The organism is Streptomyces sp. NPDC046557, from assembly GCF_040645975.1.
Taxonomy (GTDB): Bacteria; Actinomycetota; Actinomycetes; order Streptomycetales; family Streptomycetaceae; genus Streptomyces.
Genome location: NZ_JBEYZH010000016.1, coordinates 61,824 through 84,227, shown reverse-complemented (window position 1 = coordinate 84,227; position 22,404 = coordinate 61,824). Strand labels below are relative to the sequence as shown.

Here is a 22,404-nt window from a genome sequence, read left to right as displayed (position 1 = left end):
CTGGCCCGGCTGCTGGTTCTTGTCAGGCACCTTGTTCTGATCCTGCTTGTTCTGCTGCTGCTGGCCCGGCTGCTGGTTCTTGTCAGGCACCTTGTTCTGATCCTGCTTGTTCTGCTGCTGCTGGCCCGGCTGCTGGTTCTTGTCAGGCACCTTGTTCGTGTCGGGCGGCTTTACCACCGGTTCCTGCGCGGGCATCGGAAGGACCGGGTACGGCGATTCGGGCTTTTGGCCGCTGGGGGCTGGGATCTCGCGGTCGTGCTTGCCCTGCAAGTCGCCGCTCGGGCGCTGGTACCAACCCTTGCGGTGCTGGTCGAACATCGTGACCGTCTTCACCGGCTTCTCGGCGGGCTTGACCGCAACGAGATGGGCGGACCGGAAAGACGACCACTGTTTGCCGCTGTACGTCTGGTTGCCTTTGACCGCGATCGGCGGAGCCAGGGGGTTACCGCAGGCGCAGCGGACACGCGGTACGCCGTGGTTGTCCACCAGGACGGGCGTGCCTGCCTGGAGGACCGCCTGGTAACTGGTGGTGGCGCCGTTCTTGTATCCGTGATTGGTGACCCGGGTGTCCCAGCTCAGCCGAACGGGCGTCAGTGACCGCAGATAAGAGGGGACGCCGGACTCCTGGATGTGCAGGGGTTCGGCGAACGCCTTCCGCTTGTCCGTGTGCTGACCGAGGAACTGAATCTGCTTCTCGACGTTGCAGCTCGCGACGTTCCGCGTTCCTCCGTACAGCCCCGGCTGCGCACCATTGACCTCAAGGGTTTGCGTACCGCTCGCGCCCGACTTCGACGTATTGGCCATGACTGGCGTGACTTCGGTCGCCTCGGACGCAGTGGCCGTCGAGGGAGTGAACGGATCGAGACCGGCTGCCGAGGTGGCCTGGAGGAAGACCTCGCCGCCGCTTGCATTGTTACCGCCCATGACGGTGAAACCGAGGACCACCGCCGTCGCGATGCCCACGGCCGCCCCGGCACCCAGCACGGTTCTGCGCGACCGCCACCCGCGAGCCGGCGCCCCGGGGCGCCCGCCCGGCTCGCCCGGCTCGCCGCCACCCGTCGGCGGGGCGAGCGGCCCTGACGGGGGTGGTCCCGCCGGCGGCGGCAAGCCGGGCGGCGATGGCTGCTCGTCCGTCGGCCGAGCGGACAACGGACCGGACGGAGGGCCGGTCGGGCGCTCGGACGAAGGAGGTAGGGAAGTCACGACACTCTCCCCTCGTCGTGGGACATCGGGGAAACGATGGTTATACGCATTGCCTACTCCTCTGACCATTATGGCTCCACGTCCCTGGGACGGGAATCATGAAAATTCCGCTACGGCGAAAAAAGGTGAAGACGGAGCCGGACGGCCCCGTCCCCTCACGAGCCGGGTGCGGATGGGTCACTCGCCGGGGTGGCCCATGTCCTGAGTAAGCCTTTGGCCTCGGGTCGCGTCATGGCGCGACTTTTCGGGACTTGACAAGCACCGGCGCTCCCGGCGAAGGGCGAGGGCAGGGGCGAAGAGAGCATCGCGGCCGGCTGCTCCTGACCGCCGCCGGGCCCGCCGGTCCGCACCGCCGATCGCGCCCACCGCCCCCCAATCGACCGGGACGGGACGCCGACCCACTCCACTACAGCCGCCGCGCCGCCCCGTGCCCGCTCCGGACCGGCCCTCCGCCACGACGACCCGGGCTCGCATTTCCGGAGCGGAAGGGCCGGATCGCCCGTATGCGGGACTTCACACGGCTTTTACCTCGCCCTTTTGACCGCGTCAAGTCCCGAGTCCTCGGAACATGACCCTGCCGAGCCGGGCGGGCTTACTTGAAGCACGGACCCACCGAGAAGACGAAAGGGGCGGCAGGACGGTAGACGGAATCCTCTCCGAGAATTCCTTCGCATCGAATAGCCACCCCGGGGACGGTCCGCCGGTTTCACTCAAACATCGGCACACTCATCGGTAGGAGAAACTCATGACCAGCAATGCTTACATCAGTGACAGCACCCGCCCCAACCGTCGGGGCTTCCGCCTCGCGATGATCTTGGTCTCGGGCGCCCTGCTGTCCGGTGCCGCTGTCCTCCCGGCCTCCGCGGCGACGTTGTCCGCGATACCCGCCGCGCCGGTGGCGAGCGTCGTCAACGACCACGACTGGCATCACGACCACCACGACCACCACTACAACCACGACCACGACCACGACCACGACAACTGGCACCACCACCACTACAACCACGACCACGACCACGACCACGACCACGACCACGACAACTGGCACCACTGACAAGCACGGCCGGGGCGAACGGCCACGCCGGAGCAGTTGCCTCGCGAAAGCAGTGCCCTGGGAAAAGACCTCGGAAAGTATCCGAGGTCTTTTCGCAGCCCTGCGGGTCGGGCTCTCGACAAGGAGCCCGACCCGCAGGCACGTCATCAGCCGGCAGCCACGTCACCGGCCGCGCCACCTCCGGCGACCCTCGTCGCCGCGCTGCGTTGGTGCTCGCCGCCCGGCCGGATGATGCTTGTCAGTGGAGCCCCGAGCAGGTTCCCGTGGGACAGCGGGCAGGAAACTAGCGAGGGCGAGATGAGCGACGATGGAGCGACTTCCCACCTCTCCTGGTGAGCACCCGGAGAAGACGGACGCCTCCCCCGAGCCGACATACTCGGCCACGGCCGGCATCAACGAACAGGGCACCGTCACCGAGTGGAGTGAGGGTGCCCGTCGTCTGCTCGGTTACGCCGCCTCCGAGGTCGTGGGCCTGCCCGCCGCCCACCTGCTCGCCGACGGCGCCGACACGGCGTTGCGGCTGCCGCCCGGGCTGGAACGGTGGAGCGGCACCGTGGCGCTGCGGCATCGTAACGGCGTACGGATGGAACAGGGAGTGCTCGCGCATCGCTGGACGTCCACCGGCGGGACCACCAAATGGTCCGTGGTGTCCGCCGTGACGGCCGGTGCGCGCAAACCTCTGGACGATGCGTTGAACGAGTGGGCGTTCACCCAGTCACCCTGCGTCCTGGCCATCTTCGACGCGGAGTTGCGACTGGTACGGGCGAACACCGGCATGGAACGCACGCTCTCCCTCACGGAGGCAGAGATGCGCGGCCTGCGTCTGACCGAAATCGCGCCGGATCCGGTGAGCGACGAAACCGAGCGCAATATGCGGCTGACCCTTGAAACGGGTGAACCGCAGTACGTGGATGCCTTCATCCGATCCCCGGGCGTCGCCACGGAGAAGCGTGGCTGGGCCACCTCGCTGGCCCCTTTGCGGGATCCGGACGGCCGCGTCGTCGCCGTGTACCTGGCCGCGCACGACCGGACCGCCGTTGAGGCCGACCGTCGGGAGATGCTCCTGCCGGACCCCGCCGACCAGCCGATCATCGGCACCACTTTCGACAGTGCCCGCACGGCGCAGGAACTGGCGGACATCGCCGTTCCCCGGCTTGCCGACTTCGCGGTCGTCGACCTGCTGGAGCCGCCCCCGGGAGGGGACGACCCGTCCTCCCGCCCGGGGGCAGGGCCCGTCGCCGCGCGCCGTACCGCCGCGCGGTCGATCCTTCCGGGAAATACGGAAGCCCAGGTCGGGGTCGGCGAAACGACCGTCTATCCGCCGCTGTCACCCCCCGTGGAATGTTTGGCCGCCGGCCGAGGCGCCGTGTACGGGAGGGCCGACCCGGGCATCGCCCGGTGGGTCACCCAGGACGCCGGAGCCGCCTGGATCAGCGGAGACGGCACCCACTCGATGATGGTCCTGCCGTTGCGCGCCGACGGCATCACATTCGGCTTGGCCTTCTTCAGCCGTCACCAGCACCGGGAACCGTTCCTGCCGGAAGACCTTTGGCTGGCCGAGGAACTGACGACCAGGGCCGCGGTCGGCATCCACAAGGCACGCCGGCACACCCGGGAGCACACCACCACGATGACCCTGCAGCGCAGCCTGCTTCCGCACACGATGCCGACGCAGGCCGCGCTGGAGATCGCCTCGCGCTATCTGCCCGCCGGTACGGGGGCCGGCGTGGGCGGCGACTGGTTCGACGTGATCCCGCTGTCCGGCGCACGGGTGGCCTTGGTCGTCGGCGATGTCGTCGGCCACGGTATCCGTGCCACCGCCACGATGGGCCGCTTGCGCACCGCGGTTCGGACCCTGGCCGACGTCGACCTCCCGCCCGACGAGCTGCTCACCTATCTCGACGACCTGATCATCCACCTCTCCGCCGACGAGGCCGACCAGGACGCCGACGCGGAAGCCGCCGGGGGCATCGGCACCACCTGTCTGTACGTGGTCTACGACCCGGTCACCCGCCGGTGCACGGTCGCCCGGGCCGGCCACCCGCCGCCCGTCGTGGTTTCCCCGGAGGGCTCCGTCTACCTCCTCGACGTGCCCGCCGGCCCACCGCTGGGCCTCGGGGGCCTGCCCTTCGAAGCCGCCGAGATCGAGCTTCCCGAAGGCAGCGTCCTCACCCTCTACACCGACGGTCTGCTTCGGGCCCGCGACCACGACATCGACGAAGCCCTGGACAACATGTTCGAAGCGCTCATCCGACCCGCTTCCACGCTGGAGACGGTCTGCGACCGCGTCCTGACGGCGATGCTCACCCACCCTCCCGAGGACGACGTCGCCCTGCTCATCGCCCGTACCCGAGCCCTCCATGCCGACCAGGTCGTCGTCTGGGACCTGGCCTCCGACCCTTCCGTCGTCGCCCAGGCCCGTCGGTACACCACCGACCAATTGGCGGCCTGGGGATTGGAAGAGGCCGGCTTCGTCGCCGAGCTCGTGGTCAGCGAGCTTGTCACCAATGCCATCCGCTACGGCGAGCCGCCCATCCAGCTGCGGCTGATCCACGAGAACGAGAACAGCACCCTGATCTGCGAAGTGTCCGATGCGAGCAGCACGGCACCCCACATGAGGCGGGCCCGGATCTTCGACGAGGGAGGGCGGGGCCTGCTGCTGGTCGCCCAGCTCGCCCAGCGCTGGGGCACCCGCCACGCCCCCGTCGGCAAGACCATTTGGGCCGAGCAGTCCCTCGTCGGGTTTTGAGAACCATCGCACCCGGTGTCCGTGTGACACGCCTGTGACAGTCGGCGGACACCGTCATGACGTGGCGGGAGCAGGCTTTTCAACAGGGACAAACAGCGACATTCACAGATATGTCCCCTGCTTCCGAGGGCGCGAGCAGCGATGACCGACCCGATCCGTCGGAGGAACCCATGAGCCTCACACTCGCCACGCCGCACACCCCTACCGCTGCACCCGCGCTGGCCCCGCGGGAGCAGGAGGCGCTGCGGCACATCGCCGCCGGGCGCACCTACCTGCAGACGGCGCGCCACATGGGACTCTCCAAGCACACGGTCGACGCCTACCTCCGCCGTATCCGGGCCAAGCTGGGCATCAACAGCACGGCGGAAATGACCCGACTGGCCATCTCCCTGGGACTGTGACCCCCGGTCTCACGAGCGACGATCGCCGACCGCGACCCACTTACCCGCACGTCCCCGCCCCACCCGCATCCGTCGGGTGGGGCGGGGACGTTCGTGCGTGCGCCGCGCCGCACTACGCCATGCCCGGAAGGCGGCGGAAGACCGGTCGCGCCCAGCGGGGCGGCTGCGGCGGCGGCGTGCTCTTCACGGTGGCGGGATGCCGGGAAGCCACCGGAGGCGAGACCTCGGCGCCCTTGCCGGCGCCGACTCCCGTCGCGGCACGCAGCGCCGCCATGAATTCCAGACAAGAGCCGTAACGGTCCTCGGGGATCTTCGCCAGGGCCTTCGCCATGACGTCATCGGCGGCGGGCGCTATGCCCGGCCGCCTTTCGGTCAGGGAAGGGGGCGGGTCGTACTGGTGGGCCCACAGCAGCGCGACCACGTCGTCGCCACGCTCGAAGGGCGGGCCGCCGACGAGGGATTCGTAGACGACACAGGCGAGGCTGTAGAGATCGCACCTGCCTTCCACCGGCCGGCCGGAGATCTGTTCCGGCGCCATGTAGTCGACGGTGCCGACGAACTCTCCCGCCGTGGTGAAACCCGTGAGCGCCAGTGACCTCTTCGTCAGCCCGAAGTCCGTGAGGTAGACGTGTTCGGGGTGGTCGCTGTCGGTGCCCGTGGTGACCAGGATGTTGCCGGGCTTGACGTCACGGTGCACCAGGTCGTGCTCGTGGGCCGCGTCGAGTGCCGATGCCACCTGGGTGCCGATGCGCAGGGCGGTCGCGACGGGGAGCGGACCGTCCCGGTCCAGCAAGACCCGCAGGTCCGGACCGGCCACGTAGCGCATGGCGATGTAGAGGACGCCGTCGGTTTCACCGGCCTCGTAGATCGGCACGATGTGCGGGTGGTCGATCTGCGCCGCCACTCTCGATTCGTGGGTGAAGCGGCGCCGGAAAGTGTCGTCGCGGGCGCGTTCCGGGGCGATCAGCTTGAGCGCGACCGTACGGTCCAGGCGCAGGTCCTTCGCGCAGTAGACGACGGCCATGCCCCCGCGGCCGATCATGCTGTCGACCCGGTAGCCCGCTATCTGCTTGCCGATCAGCCCGGAGGCTCGATCCGTGTACGGGCTCAGGTCAGATTTCGAACTCATCAGGCGCCCCCGTCCCCCGGCCGGACCGACGAGGCCCGGCGCCGGACCGACGAGGCCCAGTGCCGCCATGGTGCCCGTGGGTGAAGGTGTCGATCATGCCGACCCCGTCCTCGATGGTCCGCGACCGGCCTGCGCACGCACGATCCGTATCGCGCCGCCGGACACGAGCGTCGCCCAGCGGACGACGCTGCCTACCCGAAGTCTATCCAGTGATCCACATGTGTGCCGGGTGACAGCGTCCGTCGAGCCGTCGTCTCGACGGAGGGGCATCCGGGGTCCCCGGCGGTCGTCAGCCGGCGCCGCCGTTGCCGCCGCGGCCGCCTTGACCGCTGGTCTCGCAGCCGGTGCCGACGCAGATCCCGCCGTCGCCGCCGCGCCCGCCGTCGCCACCGTCACCACCGGGGGGCGCGGCCCCGCCATTGCCACCGTTGCCACCATTGGCGCTGCCGTTGCAGACCCCGGCGCAGATCCCGCCCTTGCCGCCGTTCGTGCCGTTGCCGCTCGGCCCGCCGTCGGTGCCGTTGCCACCGTTGGCGCTGCCGTTGCACAGCCCGGCGCAGATCCCGCCGTTGCCGCCCTTGGTGCCGTTGACCGACCCCGTGCAGTTACCGGCGCAGATCCGATCACCGACGCGGACACTGCCATTACCCACCTTGACGCTGCCGTTGCCCAGTTTGACGTTGCCGAGCACCGAGCCGTCGGCTCCGAACCGGGCCGCGCCCGGGCGACTGTCACCGTTGCCGAACGGCGAGCCGAGGGAGTGGCCTACGGATGCCGCGGCCGGCTCGTACGTCGGCGCCGCCATGGCCGCCGGGGCCATCGCACCGGCGCCGACCAGGGTCGAGGAGATGACGAGACCGAGACGGAACTTCCAAGAACGTACACGCATGACATTCACCCTTGTCGTTGAGATCGCTTTTCCGTTTCGCGGTTCCGCTCGATCGCCGCCCGCGACTTTCGTAGACGGAGGCCGACGGTTGGATCCGCCGGCCTCGTTTCGTCCCCGAGACTTTCCCCTGATTCACACCCTCGCCCCGTGCGGGTTCAGGAAGCGAAATCCCCGCCCATCAGGGCGAACCAGTCGCCGTCGAGGTAGTCCTTCTTCCAGGTGTCGAGCTGGTCGTGCGAGACGTCGTACTTCTTGGCGATCTTCTCCTTCGTCGCGTCCGAGTCGTCGGCGATGAGCACCATGACGATGTACACCTTGTCCACCGCCGTCAGCTTCGACTTCGGCTTGTCGGGCAGGTCGTCGAAGCGAAGGCATCCGGAGCGGCCGGGCTTGCCGGGCTGACCGGGCTGGCCGGGCTGACCGCCCAGGCCACCCTTGCCGCCTTCCCCGCCTTCCCCGCCCTTGCCGATCCCGGCGCAGGGCTTCGGGTGGTCGGCGACTACCGGGGTGCTGATGCCGGCCGGGACGTGGGGCTCCGACGCTTGCGCGGCGCAGGCCGTGCCGGTGAAGAGAGCCAGGGAGGCCGCCGCCAGGATGAGCGGACGCTGCCAGGTACTTCTGAACATCGGATTCTCCGTTTCCGTACGCACGGGTATTGGCCTGCGCGCTGCGTCCCGGGTGTCGCCGGATTGGCGGTCGGGACCGATCAAGGGGACGAGGAAGAGTTGAGGTAGGGGGTTGGGGGGTGGAGGCTCGTAAGCCTCCACCCCGGGAACACGGGCCGGCTCAGAAGATGCTGTGTCCTCCGGCGCCACCGCCGCCGCCAAGGCCACCGAAGATCCCGCCGCCGCCCTTGCCGCCCTTGCCACCGGTGCCGCCCTGGAAGACGCCGTCGCCTCCCTTGCCGCCCTTGCCGCCGTTGCCGCCGACCAGGACGCCGTCGCCGCCGCCACCGCCGCCACCGGCGTTGCCGCCGAACAGGCCACCGCCACCGTTTCCGCCCTTGCCGCCGTTGCCGCCGATCACGCCGTCGCCGCCGCCACCGCCACCACCGCCGCCACCACCGGAGAGGATGCCGTCCCCGCCCTTGCCACCGTTGCCGCCGGTGCCGCCGGTGCCCAGGACGCTGCCGCCCCCGGAGCCGCCGGAGCCGCCACCGCCACCGACGAGGCCGCCCCCGCCGTCACCGCCGTCCCCGCCGGCGCCACCACCGGTGTGGAAGGCCGCCACCACGTGAGTGGGTACCGGAGCGGCCACCGCCGCGGAGGCCGGAAGGGCGATTCCTCCTGTGACCACGGCAGCCGAAGCGATCAGCGTCGCGAGGCGGAAACCTCGGCGGTTGGGACGGGCGACATTGTTGGTGCGAATCTTGCGGTTCATGACTTCTCCTACGTGTCGTGAGGGGTGATTGACCGTCTCGGAATTCCGGGACGAATGCGGTGACATCGGCGAGGGAAAAATCCTCTGCGAGGTATTTCGCTTCTTCCGTCTTGCCTCGTTTCCTTCTCGGTGAGGCCCGCACCACAAGTAAGCCCCGCCCGGCACACCCCGGTCACGTTCCGGAAAGTCGGGACTTGACAGGCCCCCAGCGCAATCTAAAAGGCCGAACGGGTCCCCCTGGCGGTCAGGACGCGGTGCGGAGCGAGGCGGGAGACGATGGGCACGTGGAAGAGGTGTGCTCGCGGACCGCCGTCAGGGGCCTGGGAAGCCGTGTGCGCCACCCCCGCCGTCCACAGCCGAGGCGGGTTACGCCACGCTTCCGTCGCCGCCCCTGGCCGCGTCGGCGTAGGGCGGCTCGTCGGCCGCAGGGGGCGTCGGATGGGTGAGCAGACGCCGATCGAGGAACTGCTCAGCGGCGCCGCCCAAGACGCCGGGGGTTGGGTGGGCGCGCTGGCAGTGGCGCAGATGGCAACCGGCTGGGACGGCGCCGTCGTGCGGTGGAGTCACTCCGCGCAGGAACTGCTCGGTTACACACCGCCGGAAGTGGTGGGGCGCCACATCGCCGACCTGCTGCACCCCGGCGCGGACCGCGTTTTGGGCCGTGCCCTGTGGGAGACCGCCGCCGCCGGCCACGGGGTGATGGGTACGGTCACGGCCTGGCACCGTGACGGGCATCCCCTCGAACTGGAAATCTGGGCTTCGCCCGTTCCCGATCGCCGCCAGGGAGCCTCCGCGGTGCTCGTCTTCGCCGCGGACGCCCACGCGGCCCGCCGTATACGCGGTTCGTCGGCGGTGTGGGACGGGCTGTTCTCCCGCTCCCCCGTCGGCATCGCCGTCTTCGACACGCAGCTACGGTTCCTCCAGGTCAACGCGGCGCTCGAAGCGATGAACGGGCTGCCGGAGTCCTCCCATCTGGGACGGCGCCTGGCCGAGGTGCTTCCCGAGGTGAACGCCGAGGAGATGGAGACGGCCATGCGGGAGGTCCTGCGCACCGGCGAGCCGGCGCTGGACCGGTACCGGATCGGCCGGACGCCCGCGGATCCGGGACACGACCGGATGTGGTCGTGCTCCTACACGCACGTGCAGGACCCCGGCGGCCGGCCGATCGGCGTGATCGCCACGCTCGTCGACATCACCGTCCAGCGACGGGACCACCTCGAAGCCGAAGCGGGCCGGCGCCGACTGGGCCTGCTCAACGAGGCGAGCGCCCGCATCGGGGCGAGCCTCGACTTGGAGCGCACCGCCCAGGCTCTCGCCGACCTCGCGGTCCCGTACCTGGCCGACGCCGTCACCGTCGACATACTGGAGACTCTCGCCCGGGGTGACGAACCGGGCGCGGGCCTGTCGGGAGGCGTTGAACTGCGGCGCCTGGGCAAAGCGCCGCTGACCGGATCGGCCGTGACCCGCATCCTCGCACCCCTCGGCAGAACCCTCGGCTTCCCGGCCGCCGCCCCCTACACCCAGGTCCTCGCAGCACGTCGGCCATTCGTGATCACCCACCTCGACGAGTCGTCCATCGCCGCCGCGGCCCGCTACTCCTCCGTGCCCGCCCAACTGCTCGGCGCCGGTGTGCACTCGTTCCTCATGGTCCCCCTCACCGCCCGGGACCTGGTTCTCGGGCTCGCCACGCTCTGCCGTACCCGACCCGGGGACCCGTTCGCGTCGGAGGACGCCGCCCTCGCCGTCGAACTCGCCACCCGGGCCGCCGTCGGCATCGACAACGCCCGCCTCTACCAGCACGAACACGAGACGGCCGTCGTCCTGCAACGCAGTATGCTGCCGCAGCACATCACCCCTCCGGCGGGAATCGAGGTGGCGCACCGGTATCTGCCGGCCAGCGACGTGAACGAGGTCGGCGGGGACTGGTACGACGTCCTCTCCCTCCCCGGCGGCAAGGCGGCGCTGCTCATCGGGGACGTCATGGGCCACGGGATCGGCGCCGCCGCCGTCATGGGGCGCTTGTCCGCCAGTGTCCGAACCCTCGGTCGCCTCGACATGCCCCCCATCGCGATGCTGCAACAGCTCGAAGCGACACTGGCCGATCTCGCCGAGCCCATGCTGGCCACCTTCCTCTACGTCCTGTGCGACCCGGCGACCGGCCACTGCGACGTCACCCGCGCGGGCCATCCGCCTCCGGCCGTGGTTGAACCCGACGGCACCGCCTACCTGGTCAACAGCCCGCCCGGTGCGCCGCTGGGCGTCGGCGGAATCGACTTCACCACGACGCACCTCACCCTGCCCCGCGGCAGCGTGCTCGTCCTCTACACCGACGGCCTGGTCGAGGCGCGCGGCAGCGACCTGGACCAACGCCTCGACGATCTCACCCGCCTGCTCACCGAGCCGCAGCAGTCGCTGGACCACTTGTGCGACTCGTTGATCACCCGCTTGGTCCCGGCGTCCGCCGACGACGACATCGCCCTGCTCACCGCTCGCGTCGGGCCTGTTCCCGACAGACCGTTTTAGCTGTCGGGGCGTCACGAGTCATGGCAGGTGACCCGCGCCGGGCGGACGGCATGCCGGGCGAACCCGGCGGGTACCGCGACGAGTGGCTGGGCCCCGCCCGCGGCCATTTCGGCCCGAGCGGCTACAAGCGGTACGGGTACGCATGACGACCCCGGAGGTTTGTTACCGGCCTGGGTGATGCGTCTCTGTGGCACGCGGCGCCCTGCCCGCGCAGTGCGATCCGGGTGGCGATGGGGGCGGCGGTCCGGGCGGTCACATGATCACCCGGCGGACGGTTTCGGCGTGGTCATGGCCTGGCCGCCGATGTCCGCCGCGTCCGCGAGCTGGTCCCCCCACCACGCCTGCGCCTCGCGGGCGTCCATCACGGCCCAGGCGGGCGTCCGCTCCACCTGTGCCCGGCCGAGCCTGCGGGCCAAGGCGACCAGCTCGCGGCCCGCGGGCCCCCGCGCTGCCCGGTAGGCGTCCAGCAGCTCGTCCCAGGAGGCCGACCGGCGCCAGGCGGTCTCGAAGGCGCCGGCGTCCTGGAGGGCCTTCGCCGCCCCGCTGGTGGTGTGCGGGCGCGCCACGACCGCCGCGTCACCCGCCAGCAGGAAGCGGCCCGCGGTGGCGTGCGCGCTCGCCAGGTCGTAGATGGGCTGTACGAAGGTGCGCTCCGCGTCCGTCAGCGAGATGACGCGGGCCCAGTACGGCGGGAACCCGCGCTCCAGCAACTCGCCCAGCTCGGTGGCGAGTTCGGCCGTTACCTTGCCGGGCGGGAAGCTGGTGGGATCGTCCAGCGTCAGCCGCCCGCTCCGCGGGGGCCGCGCGTACAGGACCCAGTTCACCCGCGGGCCGACCGGGCCGGGGATGCGGTAGACGACACAGCTGCCGCCCTCGAAGCACACGGTGGTCACGGCGTCGCGGGGCCAGTCCGCCTCTCCGGTCTCCGCCAGCCGCCGGGCGTCGAAGTTCCCGCGCCAGCAGACGTACCCGGCGTACTCGGGACGTGAGGTACGACAGACCGTCTCCCGTACCACCGACCGGTACCCGTCGGCCCCGACGGCCAGGTCGTACTCCTCGGCGGCCCCGCCCGCGAGCCGCACCTCCGCCCGGTCGCCATTGGCGGCCACACCGGTCACCGCCACGCCCTGGCGGTAGACCACCGACGCGGGCATCGCCTCCCGTAACCCGCTCCACAGCAGCCCCCAGTGGTACGAGTGGAAGGGGAACGGCTGCTCCCAGAACATCCGCCCGGCCGGCCCGGCGACATCGTCACGGACCACCCACCGGCGCCGGGTCAGCCGGTGGGCGGCGAGGCCCGGGGGCAGCGCGCCGGTTGCCGCGAGTTCGGCGGCCCGCTCGTCGTGGATGCACAGCCCGAGTCCCCGGTCGGCGAGCCGCCCGCGGGTGCGCTCCAGCACCACCACCTCGTCCGCCCCGGCGCGTGCCGCCGCCGAGGCGAACGCACATCCGGCAATGCTTCCGCCGACCACCGCGACCGTACCGCCCTGCATGGCTGCTCCCTCGACTGGTCGATCCCCGCGCCCGGTCCCCCCGCCGTGACCGACGGGGCAGGGCCGGTCCTACCGGGACTCTCCGGCACGAACGGAGGATCTGGCAAGGGAGCACGACCCGCCGACGGCCCGTCAGCCCGTCGTGAGAGGCGCCCTGTCGGCGCGTCGGGTCAGTCGTGGCGGGCGACCTTGACCGCCGAGACCAGCAGGATGACCGCGAGTGCGGGAATCAGCACCACGTCCGGGATCACGCCCAGGAGCAGCCCGCCCAGGAGCGCGCCGGTGATCGAGCCGCCGGCCATGAGGGCGGTGAAGCGGAGGTTGGCGCCGAGGACGGCGAAGCTGCCGTCACGGCTGTAGCGGGCGAACGCGACCAGCATGGTGGGCAAGGACACCAGCAGGGACAGACTGCCCGCCAACTTGATGTCCGCCCCGTACAGCAACACGATCGTGGGGATCAGCAGTTCGCCCCCGACAACGCCCATGATCGCGGCGACCGCGCCGATACCGAACCCGGTCACCACCCCGGCCATCAACTGCACGCCGGCCGGCAGATCGAGCGAGCCCACGGCGGTGGTGTGCGTCAGGACCAGCGCGCCGGCCATGCCCACCATCAGGGCCGCGAGCACCCTGTAGAGGGTCGTGGACCGCATCCGCACCGCCCACGACGCCCCGGCCCAGGCCCCGAGCAGGCTGCCCGCCAGCAGGTTGACCGCGATCGCCCAGTGCGACCCCAACTCGCCGAAGGACACCGCTGCCAGACGCGCGGGCAGGGCGGCGATCACCACGACCAGGCTCATCGCCTTGTTCAAGATCACCGCCGACAACGCGGCGAACCCGAACACCCCGATCAGCAGCGGCAGCCGGAACTCCGCGGCCGCCGCGGCTCCGGTCGCCACCGACAAGGCTGCCTGCGAGCCGCTCGCCCGGATCCAGGCAGCCCAGAAAGTCGGCGCGCCCGCCGGTGTCGCCCGAACCGCCCTCAAGGTCAAGCCCAAGGAGTCGGCCGCGAACGCCTCACCCGAGGACAAGCTCAAGGCCGGCCTGCCGGCGCTCGGCGCGGACCAGACCCTGATCAGCATCGGCTCTTACGGCGGCAAGGGCGCGGAAGAAGCGTTCGCCTCCGTCAAGGCCGCGGGCGCCGCGTGCGCCGGCGGGTACGCGGTGACCGCCGAGGGTGACAACACCAATCTCGACAGCGTGACCCCGGGTCCCATCAGCGCCCGCGACGAGGCGGTGCACTACACCGTGGTCATGGACCTCGGGAACGGCGAGAAGTCCCCCGGCCACCTGGTGGCCGTACGCAAGGGCAACACCCTGGCCACCTTCTACGCCTTCGGCGGCGAGGCCAAGTTCCCGGGCGACGTCGTCGACGTCCAGCTCAAGAAGATCGGCTGACGGGCCGGCGCCTCCTTCGCCCCGTCCCCCGGTCCGTCACGGACAACGGCTTACCGCGATGCGCGCCCTCGTCCGGGGCGGTCAGACGGCCCGCGCGGGCGGTACCCGTGTCGGGGTGCGGCAGTTGCGCCTGGTCCCCGGACGGGTCACCTCTTAAGCACGACCCGGGGACGTCCGACGGCGACGGGGCGGGGCGGACCGAACAGGACCGGGCATACACCCGGCGAGGTGTGCGTGAGGGGTTCGCTGCTGGGGGGCGGCAGGCCCGCCGAGCGGGTGAGGTTCTCCTGGAGGTCAGTGAGAGTCGCGCGTCGCAGGGGCCATGCTTCGTGCTGTACGGGCGTGTTCCACAAGATCCCCGCCCGGTAGGAGTAGGCGCGGGAGCGGTCGGTGAGCCAGGCGTCGAGATCTGTGGCCGGGAGCGCGGGGCCCGTACGGACGGTCAGCCGGTACGACGGGCCGTTGGCGCGGCGACGCCCGGTGTAGCGGTGCTCCGGGCCGGCGCCGCGCACGCGGAGGTCGGCCCAGTGGTACGGAACGCCGAAGCTCAGGCCGGCCAGCATCAGGGGGTTGGCCACTTCCAGCGTGAAGAACCACACTCCGCGCGGACCGTCCCGGTCGGTCAACCGGACGTAGGTGCGCACGTTGGTCTCGGGGAACGTGCGGTGCGGAAGGGGAACTCCCAGGACGCTCACCGACTCCATCACGAACGGTGTGAGACTCACCCATGCCCGGCCCTGAAAGGTGTCGACGAGGAGACCGGAGGGCAGCAATGACTGGACCTCGCCCGGTGGGTAAGGCCAATGAACGAACGCCTGGTGCGTCCAACACGCCCGCAGCACCGGCAGCGGGCGGACAGGCCGCGTCGTCGCGGCGGCATCGACGGCGAGCGCCGACACGGTCGACCGACGGCCTTGGGATCTCGCTGTTCGCCTCATGCGTCGTCGTCCTTCGACCGACCGCTCTCACGAAGCCCGAAGCAGGCCCGGCGGAGCGGGGTGGACCACCGGCACCTGCCCTGCTTTGCCGCCCGTCATGCACCGGTGAGGCGCGCGTTCAGACGTGGCCGTGCCGTTCACAGAGCGCCGCCGTGGCGCGCACGGCTGCCATGGCCTCGGGATCGGCCGGAACAGGCGCCACAACGCGGGGCTCACCTCTGGCGCGGGAGGTGCCTCAGGAGTGCGGGAGGTCCGCCGGCTCGGGACGGGCGAGCCGGTGGGCTGCGATCAGCCGCTCCGCGGCCGTCAACGCGTGGTGGACGTGGCGCCGGCCGAGCAGGACGCACAGCGTGTACGCGGCGTCGTCGTAGCCGGCACGCAGGGCCGGATCGTCCGGAGCGGTGAAGGTACGCCGCCGCAGCTCCCTGAATCGCGCGAGGTGGCGGCGCAGTACGTGCGGGTTCGGCAGCAGTGACGAGGACGTCGGGCGATCCGCGCTCAGAGAGCGGTCGATCGCGGCCCGTACCGCCGACTCGACCGCGGCAGGCGGGGGCGACCCGTCGCCGTGCAACGCCGCTGTCGCACCGTCGGCTGCCTCCTCCACGGTGATGCCCGCCGTTGCGGCCGCGTCGGTCAGGATGCGGCGGGCCGTACGGCTGTCACACGGAACCGACGCCATCAGCACGCCGAGAGCACGACCCACCGCCGGCGCCTCGACGGTGCGCGCGACCGCGGGTCGCGCCGCCGGCGTCGGCTGCGGCCGGACGGAATCCTGACTGGTCACCGCACGCCTCCCTGCGAGAAGACCCCGGCGGGCGGAGGGCACTGCGGGGTGGGGACTGTGTAGCAGCCGAACCCGGCCGGGCCATGTGGGCACGCCGCCGGTGTCGTCGGCTTCGCTCCCAGGGCCGACACCGCTGCTTCGGATTGACGTCGAAGGCAGGGCAGCCGGCGCCGGCTGCCGTAGCCGGGGAACGCACGCCCCGGCGCGGTAGGGGCCGGTCGACGCTGCGGCAGCGGTCACTGCGCCGGCCTTCCCGGAGCCAGTCTTGCCAGGGGGGAACGTTTGCCCTTGCCGAGGGCGCGTAGGGCGACCCAGTCCACCTCCGGGTGATCGGCCGGAATCCGGTCGACGTCCGCGCTCCGGTAGAGGGGGATCCGTACGGTGCCGCCGCGAGCCGCACCGAACTTCGCCCGCACCTCTTGGGCACGGGTGATCCAGCCCAGCCGTACCAGGTGGTCGAAGTCCGTTCGGCGCACTCGGAGTCGGGCGGCACACTGGTCCGGGCCCAGCGGGGTGGCGTCGGCGATCAGCCGGTCCAGGTCCGGGCGCCCGGCCAGGTCCGTCACCTGGTCGGGGTGGAACAACGGCCGGTTCGGGTCGTCGGACAGATCTGCCAGGAGCCCGGCTGTCGCCATCTCCCGCACGGTCGCCACACTCACCCTCGCCGGCCCGTCCGGCGGATTGGGTGTGCCCAGGGCCCTGGCCAACCGGTCGGCCGCCTCCGCCCCCGACACCGCGTACGGAAGGCGGGCGCGGATCGCATCGGCATCCATCGCCTCCACCGCCGTGGACGACCACGACGACACCGGGGGTCGCCCTTCCGGTTCCGGCACGGCACCGATGTGGACCGCCCACCGCAACGCCGCCCTCGACACCCGCAATCGCGCGGCAGCCTCGGCCTCGTCGCACTCGGTTCGTTCCGCCACTTCCGCCCTCCTTCGGCATAACCGGCCCGCACCGTGCCCGGAAGGCCCCTCCCGGGCCGCCACCAGGGAATCCGCTCGGTCAGGCGCTGTGGTCCGGCTCGGAGAACAGCCGGTGATAGCGGTAGGGGCAACCGTCGGCGGCCATCACCAGGGCCGCGTACCGGACGAGTTCGTCCATCCGCGCGGCCCTCCCGCCCACGGTGAACGTCGCCGCGAGCGTCCGGGTCCGGAATGCCGACCGCGCCTCCACGTCTCCGGCCGCGAACGCCCGGTCGATCGCGCGGGTCAGCTTCCGGTTCCTGCTCAGTTCCACCCGGTAATCGCTCACGCACATCGGCAGCGACATCTTCATGTCCACCTTCGTGGCTACGGTCGGTTCGGTCAGGGGGTTTCCCGCGGCCCTGCCCGTGGCGCGGAGGAACCTGCGACAGGTCGGACACGGCCCGCCGGTGCCCCCGGGCACGGCACCCATGCGAGGTCGCGTCCGAAGACACCCGAACGAATAACGAATGAGGCGTCCACCGGACGGCAGGCGTGAGGCAGCCCCGCAACGACTGTGACGGGCCGCGCAGGTCGGCTGACAGGCGGGTCGGCGGTCTTCTGCCGGCGAGCCGTGGTGGGGTGCGCGACCGTTGCGGGTGTGGGCCGCCCTCCGCCTCTACGACTACGCCCACCTGCCCGGGTGAGGACCCCCGCGTGCTCCCTGGTTGCTCCGCTGCACGGAGAACGGGCGGGCCCCGACAACGTGCCGCTCGTCACCGACGTCCAGCCGATCGGGTGGATCGATCGCGCGGTGATCGAAGAATCCACGGAGGAGATCAGCCGACGGCAGCACAGAGGGTGGGGCCCCCGGGACCGCAGCCCGCGGAGCGGGAACCCGCGTAGACCGGCAGGGGCGTGCGCCGGCTTGTCCCGGCGCAGCATGCCCGTCAATCGGTGTCCGCCGGTGAGGCGCCGGTGACTGCGGTGAGCAGGTCCTGTTCGGTGATGGCCCTTGCGGGTCCCGGCGTACAGGATGCCCGGCTTGGGTTCGGCCGCCGCCCTCTCCACCACCGCGCGGCGCTTGTCCCCGTCCTCCAGGAAACGGCGGACCTCAAGCCGGATGTCGGGCCGGTCGAAGCCGGCGACGACCAGGGCCGGGTCGCCCATGCCGAGGCGTTCCACGATCTCCTCCCGCACCGGCGGCGCGGCGGTCGCGGTCAGGGCGAGGACCGTGGGGCGTCCCACCCGCTCGACCACCTGAGCCAGGCGCAGGTAGGCGGGCCGGAAATCATGGCCCCAGGTGGACACGCACTGCGCTTCGTCGACCACGAAGAGCGAGGGTGCCACTTCGGCCAGACGCTTGACCACGTCGTCCTTCGCCAGCTGCTCCGGCGACAGGAACAGGTACTCGATGTCGCCGCCCCTCACCGCTTCCCACGCGGCGGCCGTCTGTCGTGCGCCTTGATCGGAGTTCACGGCGACGCCCTCGGGCCCGTCGTGTCGCAGGAGCCCAGCGATCTGGTCGCGCTGGAGGGCGAGCAAAGGCGACACCACGGCGGTCGGGCCGGGAAGGCAGAGCGCGGCCACCTGGTAGACGGCGGACTTGCCCGCACCCGTCGGCATCACCACGAGCGTGTCCCGTCCCTCCACCACCGCTTCCATCGCCTTGAGTTGCCCTGGCCGCAGGACGTCCCAGCCGAACACGCCGGAGGCCGTGCGCCGGAGCCGGTCGGCGGCTCCGCGGGTCGTCGATGCCGTGTCGGACACGGCCCCTCCTGTGGGCCGCCGCTCTTCGGTGGCCCGGTCTGAGAAATGACCCCTGCCCCTGAATCGCACGTCTGATTCCGGGAAGCGGCAAAGAGCGGAAACGGTGATAAAAGGTATGAACGCCGCACTGATCAAAGAAGGAGACCACCATGGCAGAGGTCAGCCCCATCGACGTGCAGAAGGCCCTCAAGGGTGCCCATTACCCCGCCAGCGCTGACGACCTCGCCTCGCTGGCCAAGAGCAACGGAGCCGACAACACCGTTGTCGAAAAGCTCCAAGGCTCCGGCTCCAAGCGGTACGACGGTCCCGACGACGTACAGAAGGCGGTCTTCGGCAGCGGCTCTTGACCGCGCCCGCCCCCTTCCTGCGGCAGCGCCCGCAGGAAGGGGGCTGCCGGCGGTCGGGCTGCCGGCGGTCGGCAATCACGCCTCTGTAGGCCCGGTGGCAGCCGTTGGCGGCGGGCAGGCCGCCTGAACCGAGCGAGCGTCGCACCACATCTCGCACGTCAAACTTCTGTCCACGGGAACTCCCCTCGTGAGCCGTCCGACTACTGGGACGTGGGTGGCGGACACGTCGTTCCACGCGGCTCGGAACGACGAGGGGTGTGGGATGGGCGGGGTGGACGTGCGCATGAGGGGGTCTCCTGCCGGCTGATCCGTCCGGACGGGAGAGCTCGAAGGGCTTCACTGTTTCGCGCGCTGCCGTGCGGCAGAGCCTCCCGGCACCTGACCGGTGCTGCGGCCCGCCGGCCTGGTCCGGGCGCACCGGAGCGGGTGGTCGAGGACGCCGCTCAGAACATCGTGTTGTCGTTCTCGGATGTGGGCGGGATGATCTGAAGGACGTCCCAGTGCTCGACGATCTTGCCGTCCGCGTCGAAGCGGAAGATGTCGATTCCGGCGTATTCCTCGTCGGGCCAGGTCTGGTGGCAGTGCAGGACCACGTGGTCGCCTTCGGCGAAGGCGCGCTTGACCTCCACCTGTTTGCCGGGGTAGTCGGCGGCCATGCGGTCGAAATAGTCGACGAACGCCTGTTTGCCGTCGCCGACATGCGGGTTGTGCTGGATGTAGGTGTCGCCCGCGTACAGCTCGATGGCCTCGGCGGGACGGCACTGGTTGAACATCAGGTCGTAGAACGCCTCGGCCGTGGCCTTGTTCTGCTCCGGGTCGCTCATGGTGCCGATCGTAGGGTGCGCACCGGCGGCGGACCTCCGCCACGGCGGGCGGGACGAGGTGGGACGGCCGTGGTCACGGAGGCGGTTGCGAAGCGGAGCCCTGTTCCAGCTGGCGACGGATGTCGAGCAGGTGATGGCGCAGCTCGTGCAGGGTGTGCGAGGCGACCCAGCGCAGAGACCGCTCCTTCCGCTCGGGATAGGTGTAAATCAGTGCGCGCTCCCAATCGGCGGGCGACAGCCGGTCCAGAACGTTCGCGAACAGCAGCGCCGCGTCCTGCAGTTGGCGGGCGACATCGGTGGGCTCTTGCTCGGCGTATCCGTCGTACTCGACCCGCTCGTCGCGGCCCATGGGCTCGGCGACCGGCGTGTCACAACGTCGGGCGGCCAGGACTCGTTCCCGCTGGACGAGCAGCACATCGCGCATATGGCAGGCGTACTCGAGAGGTGTCCACACCTCCGGGGCCGAGCGCCGCAGCAGTACCCCCGGTTCGGCTCGCAGCACGTCCACGTATGCGTCCGCGGTTGTCCTGACGAGCGCGGACATCGAAGGAACCAGCGCAAGGTCGTATTCGAAGCCGCATTCCGCACAAGCCGTCACGCAGGCACACTAACAAGCCCGTCCGCGCGCGCCAGGCAGGATCCCCGATCCCGGTTGGCTGGGCGTGGGGTGGCTCAATGCCCACCCGGACTCCGCCGTCGGTCCCGGTGGAGTTCCACACGTGGACACCGCCCCGCTCGGTCTGCGGGCCGGTGCCCGTCGCACCGGCCCGCATGACGCCGGCGGTCAGCGGTGCACGTGCAGCCTGAAACCCGTGCGGCCCGCGGGCTCCAGCCCCTCCTTCAGGTGCAGGGAGGGGATCTCGTAGTCACCGAAGTTCTGCCGCCGGAACGCGATCGGCTCGGTCGTCTCCAGGGTGAGCAGGCGCTGCTCCCATGCCTTGGCGACATCCGTGTAGTCCTCGCCGGTCATCCGATCGGTGCCGTACAGCACGAACGGCGGCAGCACCTCGATGCCCGGGTAGTAGAGGACGCCGTGGTGGATCGGAAACAGGAGGTCGTCAATGGGGCCGTTGATCCCGCGAGCGGCGTAATGGGACTCCGGGCCGCCGGCGGTCACCGACAGCAACGCCTTTCTGCCCGCGAGGGTTCCTTCGCCGAAGCGCTCCCCGTACTTGGTGTCGCTGTGTTCACCGACGCCGTATGCGAAGCGGTACGTGAACACCCGGTCCACCCAGCCCTTGAGGATCGCGGGCATCGTGTACCACCACAGCGGGAACTGGAAGATGATCGTGTCCGCCCACAGCAGCTTCTCCTGCTCCGCGAGGACATCCGGGGTGAGCGTCCCGGCGTCGAAGGCCCGTCCCGAGTCCAGGGCGACCTTCAGCGGTCTTGAGGCGTACGGGCCGTAGTCCGCGGCATCCACGACCGCCTTCCACCGCATCGCGTACAGATCGCTCACCTGTACCTCGTGCCCGGCGTTCTCCAGTGTGGACACGGCGAGGTCCTTCAACGAGCCGTTGAGCGACTTCGGCTCCGGGTGGGCGTAGACGATCAGCGTCTTCATGGGAACTCCTTCGGATCGGATTCAAGCCGGATTCGGATCGACGCCTTCGATCCTGGGTGTCTCGGCGGCCGGTATTCAGGGGCGCCTCGTCCGTAGGACGGGACTTCCTGGTATCGACAGGGCCACCCTCGCGAGCTTTGCCGAGGTCATACTGGGGGGCATGGACGATCTCGCCGGCTACCTGCGAACCCGACGTTCCCGGGTCGACCCGGCAGCCGTCGGCATCCCCACGGACAGCCGTCGGCGGGTCGAAGGACTGCGTCGCGAAGAAGTCGCGCATCTGTCCGGAGTCAGCGTCGACTACTACGTACGCCTGGAGCAGGGCCGCGCGACGCAGCCCTCCGAGCAGGTCCTCGACGCGCTCGCCCGCGTACTCGGCCTCGACGAGACCGAACGCGGCCACCTCGACCGGCTCGCCCGGCAGCGCCTGCGCCGCGCCAAGGCGCCGGGCGGGCGGGTCCGGCCGGAGTCGCTGCGCGTACTCGCTCTGGTCGCCGACGCACCCGCGCTGATCATGGACCACCGCTTGGACGTGGTCGCCGGGAACCGCCTCGCCGGGCTCCTCTTCGGCCGGCCGCTGCCGGGCCTCAACATCGCCCGGCACCTCTTCCTTGAGGAGGCCGAGCACGGCCTGTACGCGGACTGGGAGAATTGCACCCGCGACGTGGTCGGGCACTTGCGCCTGGCCGCCGGCAAGTACATCGAGGACCCCCGCCTCGCCTCGCTCATCGGCGAGCTGGCGATGGGCAGCGAGCGCTTCCGCCGCCTCTGGGCCCGCGCGGACGTGCGTGCCCGCACGCATGGGCGCAAGGTGTACCGGCACCCGCTGGTCGGGGTGTTGGAACTGCACCAGGAGAATTTCGCGCTACCGGACGAATCCGGCATGGAGCTGCTGGTGCTCTCCGCGGCCTCCGGCAGCGCCGCCGAGGACGGGCTGCGCCTGCTCGCGGGCCTGGGCGCGACCGGCGGTGACCGCATTCCCCAGTGAAGCGGCCCCGGCTGCCCGCCGAGCGCCTCCTCACAGGGGGCCGCTCCGGCAGGAGCAGGTGTCGA

General features: G+C 70.7%; 24 protein-coding genes and 1 pseudogene. 10 read left to right on the top strand and 15 right to left on the bottom strand.

Annotated elements, in window-relative coordinates; translation table 11 throughout:
• A partial coding sequence (locus ABZ934_RS23985; RefSeq protein ID WP_361316721.1) for a DUF6777 domain-containing protein occupies positions 1-963 on the bottom strand: 963 nt, incomplete at its 3' end.
• Between the two features lie 985 nt (positions 964-1,948).
• Here ABZ934_RS23985 and ABZ934_RS23980 point away from each other — a divergent pair.
• From ABZ934_RS23980 to ABZ934_RS23970, 3 genes are all read left to right on the top strand, one after another.
• Positions 1,949-2,257, top strand: a complete 309-nt coding sequence (locus tag ABZ934_RS23980) for a hypothetical protein (RefSeq protein ID WP_361316718.1) — start codon at positions 1,949-1,951, stop codon at positions 2,255-2,257.
• A gap of 307 nt (positions 2,258-2,564) precedes the next feature.
• Positions 2,565-5,006, top strand: coding sequence for a SpoIIE family protein phosphatase (locus tag ABZ934_RS23975; protein ID WP_361316716.1), 2,442 nt, complete (start codon positions 2,565-2,567; stop codon positions 5,004-5,006).
• Between the two features lie 170 nt (positions 5,007-5,176).
• Positions 5,177-5,407, top strand: a complete 231-nt coding sequence (locus ABZ934_RS23970) for a helix-turn-helix transcriptional regulator (RefSeq protein WP_361316713.1) — start codon at positions 5,177-5,179, stop codon at positions 5,405-5,407.
• Positions 5,408-5,519: 112 nt separating this feature from the next.
• Here ABZ934_RS23970 and ABZ934_RS23965 read toward each other — a convergent pair whose 3' ends face one another.
• From ABZ934_RS23965 to ABZ934_RS23950, 4 genes are all read right to left on the bottom strand, one after another.
• The gene (locus ABZ934_RS23965; protein ID WP_361316710.1) at positions 5,520-6,536 is read right to left on the bottom strand and encodes a serine/threonine-protein kinase; all 1,017 of its coding nucleotides are present in this window, start codon (positions 6,534-6,536) and stop codon (positions 5,520-5,522) included.
• Between the two features lie 289 nt (positions 6,537-6,825).
• Positions 6,826-7,425: a hypothetical protein gene (locus tag ABZ934_RS23960; protein ID WP_361316707.1), complete on the bottom strand. Its 600-nt coding sequence runs from the start codon at positions 7,423-7,425 to the stop codon at positions 6,826-6,828.
• A 155-nt stretch (positions 7,426-7,580) separates the two neighbouring features.
• Positions 7,581-8,051, bottom strand: a complete 471-nt coding sequence (locus ABZ934_RS23955; protein WP_361316705.1) for a hypothetical protein — start codon at positions 8,049-8,051, stop codon at positions 7,581-7,583.
• A 160-nt stretch (positions 8,052-8,211) separates the two neighbouring features.
• Complete coding sequence (locus tag ABZ934_RS23950; protein ID WP_361316703.1) at positions 8,212-8,805, bottom strand: hypothetical protein; 594 nt, start codon at positions 8,803-8,805, stop codon at positions 8,212-8,214.
• Between the two features lie 438 nt (positions 8,806-9,243).
• Here ABZ934_RS23950 and ABZ934_RS23945 point away from each other — a divergent pair, with 438 nt between their 5' ends.
• Positions 9,244-11,328, top strand: coding sequence for a SpoIIE family protein phosphatase (locus ABZ934_RS23945; protein ID WP_361316701.1), 2,085 nt, complete (start codon positions 9,244-9,246; stop codon positions 11,326-11,328).
• Between the two features lie 20 nt (positions 11,329-11,348).
• A complete protein-coding gene (locus ABZ934_RS23940) occupies positions 11,349-11,474 on the top strand; it encodes a hypothetical protein (protein ID WP_361316699.1) in 126 nt (41 codons plus the stop codon).
• 114 nt (positions 11,475-11,588) lie between these two features.
• Here ABZ934_RS23940 and ABZ934_RS23935 read toward each other — a convergent pair whose 3' ends face one another.
• Positions 11,589-12,821, bottom strand: a complete 1,233-nt coding sequence (locus ABZ934_RS23935) for a monooxygenase (protein ID WP_361316696.1) — start codon at positions 12,819-12,821, stop codon at positions 11,589-11,591.
• Positions 12,822-12,991: 170 nt separating this feature from the next.
• Positions 12,992-13,639, bottom strand: coding sequence for a sulfite exporter TauE/SafE family protein (locus tag ABZ934_RS23930; RefSeq protein ID WP_361316693.1), 648 nt, complete (start codon positions 13,637-13,639; stop codon positions 12,992-12,994).
• Here ABZ934_RS23930 and ABZ934_RS23925 point away from each other — a divergent pair.
• Positions 13,626-14,219: a hypothetical protein gene (locus tag ABZ934_RS23925; protein ID WP_361316691.1), complete on the top strand. Its 594-nt coding sequence runs from the start codon at positions 13,626-13,628 to the stop codon at positions 14,217-14,219. The genes ABZ934_RS23930 and ABZ934_RS23925 overlap by 14 nt on opposite strands.
• Positions 14,220-14,365: 146 nt before the next feature.
• Here the strand turns inward: ABZ934_RS23925 and ABZ934_RS23920 are convergent, their stop codons facing one another.
• The 4 genes from ABZ934_RS23920 to ABZ934_RS23905 all read right to left on the bottom strand — a co-directional run bounded on the left by ABZ934_RS23920 (position 14,366) and on the right by ABZ934_RS23905 (position 17,219).
• Complete coding sequence (locus tag ABZ934_RS23920; RefSeq protein WP_361316824.1) at positions 14,366-15,061, bottom strand: DUF2071 domain-containing protein; 696 nt, start codon at positions 15,059-15,061, stop codon at positions 14,366-14,368.
• A gap of 331 nt (positions 15,062-15,392) precedes the next feature.
• Positions 15,393-15,941: a DUF5133 domain-containing protein gene (locus tag ABZ934_RS23915; protein ID WP_361316688.1), complete on the bottom strand. Its 549-nt coding sequence runs from the start codon at positions 15,939-15,941 to the stop codon at positions 15,393-15,395.
• Between the two features lie 236 nt (positions 15,942-16,177).
• Entirely contained in the window at positions 16,178-16,867 is a 690-nt protein-coding gene (locus tag ABZ934_RS23910) for a hypothetical protein (RefSeq protein WP_361316686.1), read from the bottom strand.
• A 79-nt stretch (positions 16,868-16,946) separates the two neighbouring features.
• Complete coding sequence (locus ABZ934_RS23905; protein ID WP_361316683.1) at positions 16,947-17,219, bottom strand: hypothetical protein; 273 nt, start codon at positions 17,217-17,219, stop codon at positions 16,947-16,949.
• Between the two features lie 286 nt (positions 17,220-17,505).
• Between ABZ934_RS23905 and ABZ934_RS23900 the strand changes: the two genes are divergently transcribed.
• Positions 17,506-17,553, top strand: coding sequence for a hypothetical protein (locus ABZ934_RS23900; RefSeq protein WP_361316821.1), 48 nt, complete (start codon positions 17,506-17,508; stop codon positions 17,551-17,553).
• Positions 17,550-17,828: a DUF6098 family protein gene (locus ABZ934_RS23895; RefSeq protein ID WP_361316818.1), complete on the top strand. Its 279-nt coding sequence runs from the start codon at positions 17,550-17,552 to the stop codon at positions 17,826-17,828. Before ABZ934_RS23900 ends, ABZ934_RS23895 begins: the two co-directional genes overlap by 4 nt.
• A gap of 32 nt (positions 17,829-17,860) precedes the next feature.
• Here the strand turns inward: ABZ934_RS23895 and ABZ934_RS23890 are convergent.
• Positions 17,861-18,616, bottom strand: a pseudogene (locus ABZ934_RS23890) (DEAD/DEAH box helicase); the annotation flags it as partial.
• Between the two features lie 149 nt (positions 18,617-18,765).
• On the opposite strand from ABZ934_RS23890, the gene ABZ934_RS23885 reads away from it, so the two are divergent.
• Positions 18,766-18,963, top strand: coding sequence for a DUF2795 domain-containing protein (locus tag ABZ934_RS23885; RefSeq protein ID WP_361316680.1), 198 nt, complete (start codon positions 18,766-18,768; stop codon positions 18,961-18,963).
• 443 nt (positions 18,964-19,406) lie between these two features.
• Here the strand turns inward: ABZ934_RS23885 and ABZ934_RS23880 are convergent, their stop codons facing one another.
• The 3 genes from ABZ934_RS23880 to ABZ934_RS23870 all read right to left on the bottom strand — a co-directional run bounded on the left by ABZ934_RS23880 (position 19,407) and on the right by ABZ934_RS23870 (position 21,351).
• The gene (locus ABZ934_RS23880; protein ID WP_361316677.1) at positions 19,407-19,787 is read right to left on the bottom strand and encodes a nuclear transport factor 2 family protein; all 381 of its coding nucleotides are present in this window, start codon (positions 19,785-19,787) and stop codon (positions 19,407-19,409) included.
• 73 nt (positions 19,788-19,860) lie between these two features.
• Positions 19,861-20,385, bottom strand: coding sequence for a DinB family protein (locus tag ABZ934_RS23875; protein ID WP_361316675.1), 525 nt, complete (start codon positions 20,383-20,385; stop codon positions 19,861-19,863).
• Between the two features lie 186 nt (positions 20,386-20,571).
• Complete coding sequence (locus ABZ934_RS23870; protein ID WP_361316672.1) at positions 20,572-21,351, bottom strand: NAD(P)H-dependent oxidoreductase; 780 nt, start codon at positions 21,349-21,351, stop codon at positions 20,572-20,574.
• 160 nt (positions 21,352-21,511) lie between these two features.
• On the opposite strand from ABZ934_RS23870, the gene ABZ934_RS23865 reads away from it, so the two are divergent.
• Positions 21,512-22,339 carry a helix-turn-helix transcriptional regulator gene (locus tag ABZ934_RS23865; protein WP_361316669.1) on the top strand — a complete coding sequence of 276 codons (828 nt, stop codon included), beginning with the start codon at positions 21,512-21,514 and terminating at the stop codon, positions 22,337-22,339.
• Positions 22,340-22,404 lie beyond the last annotated feature (65 nt).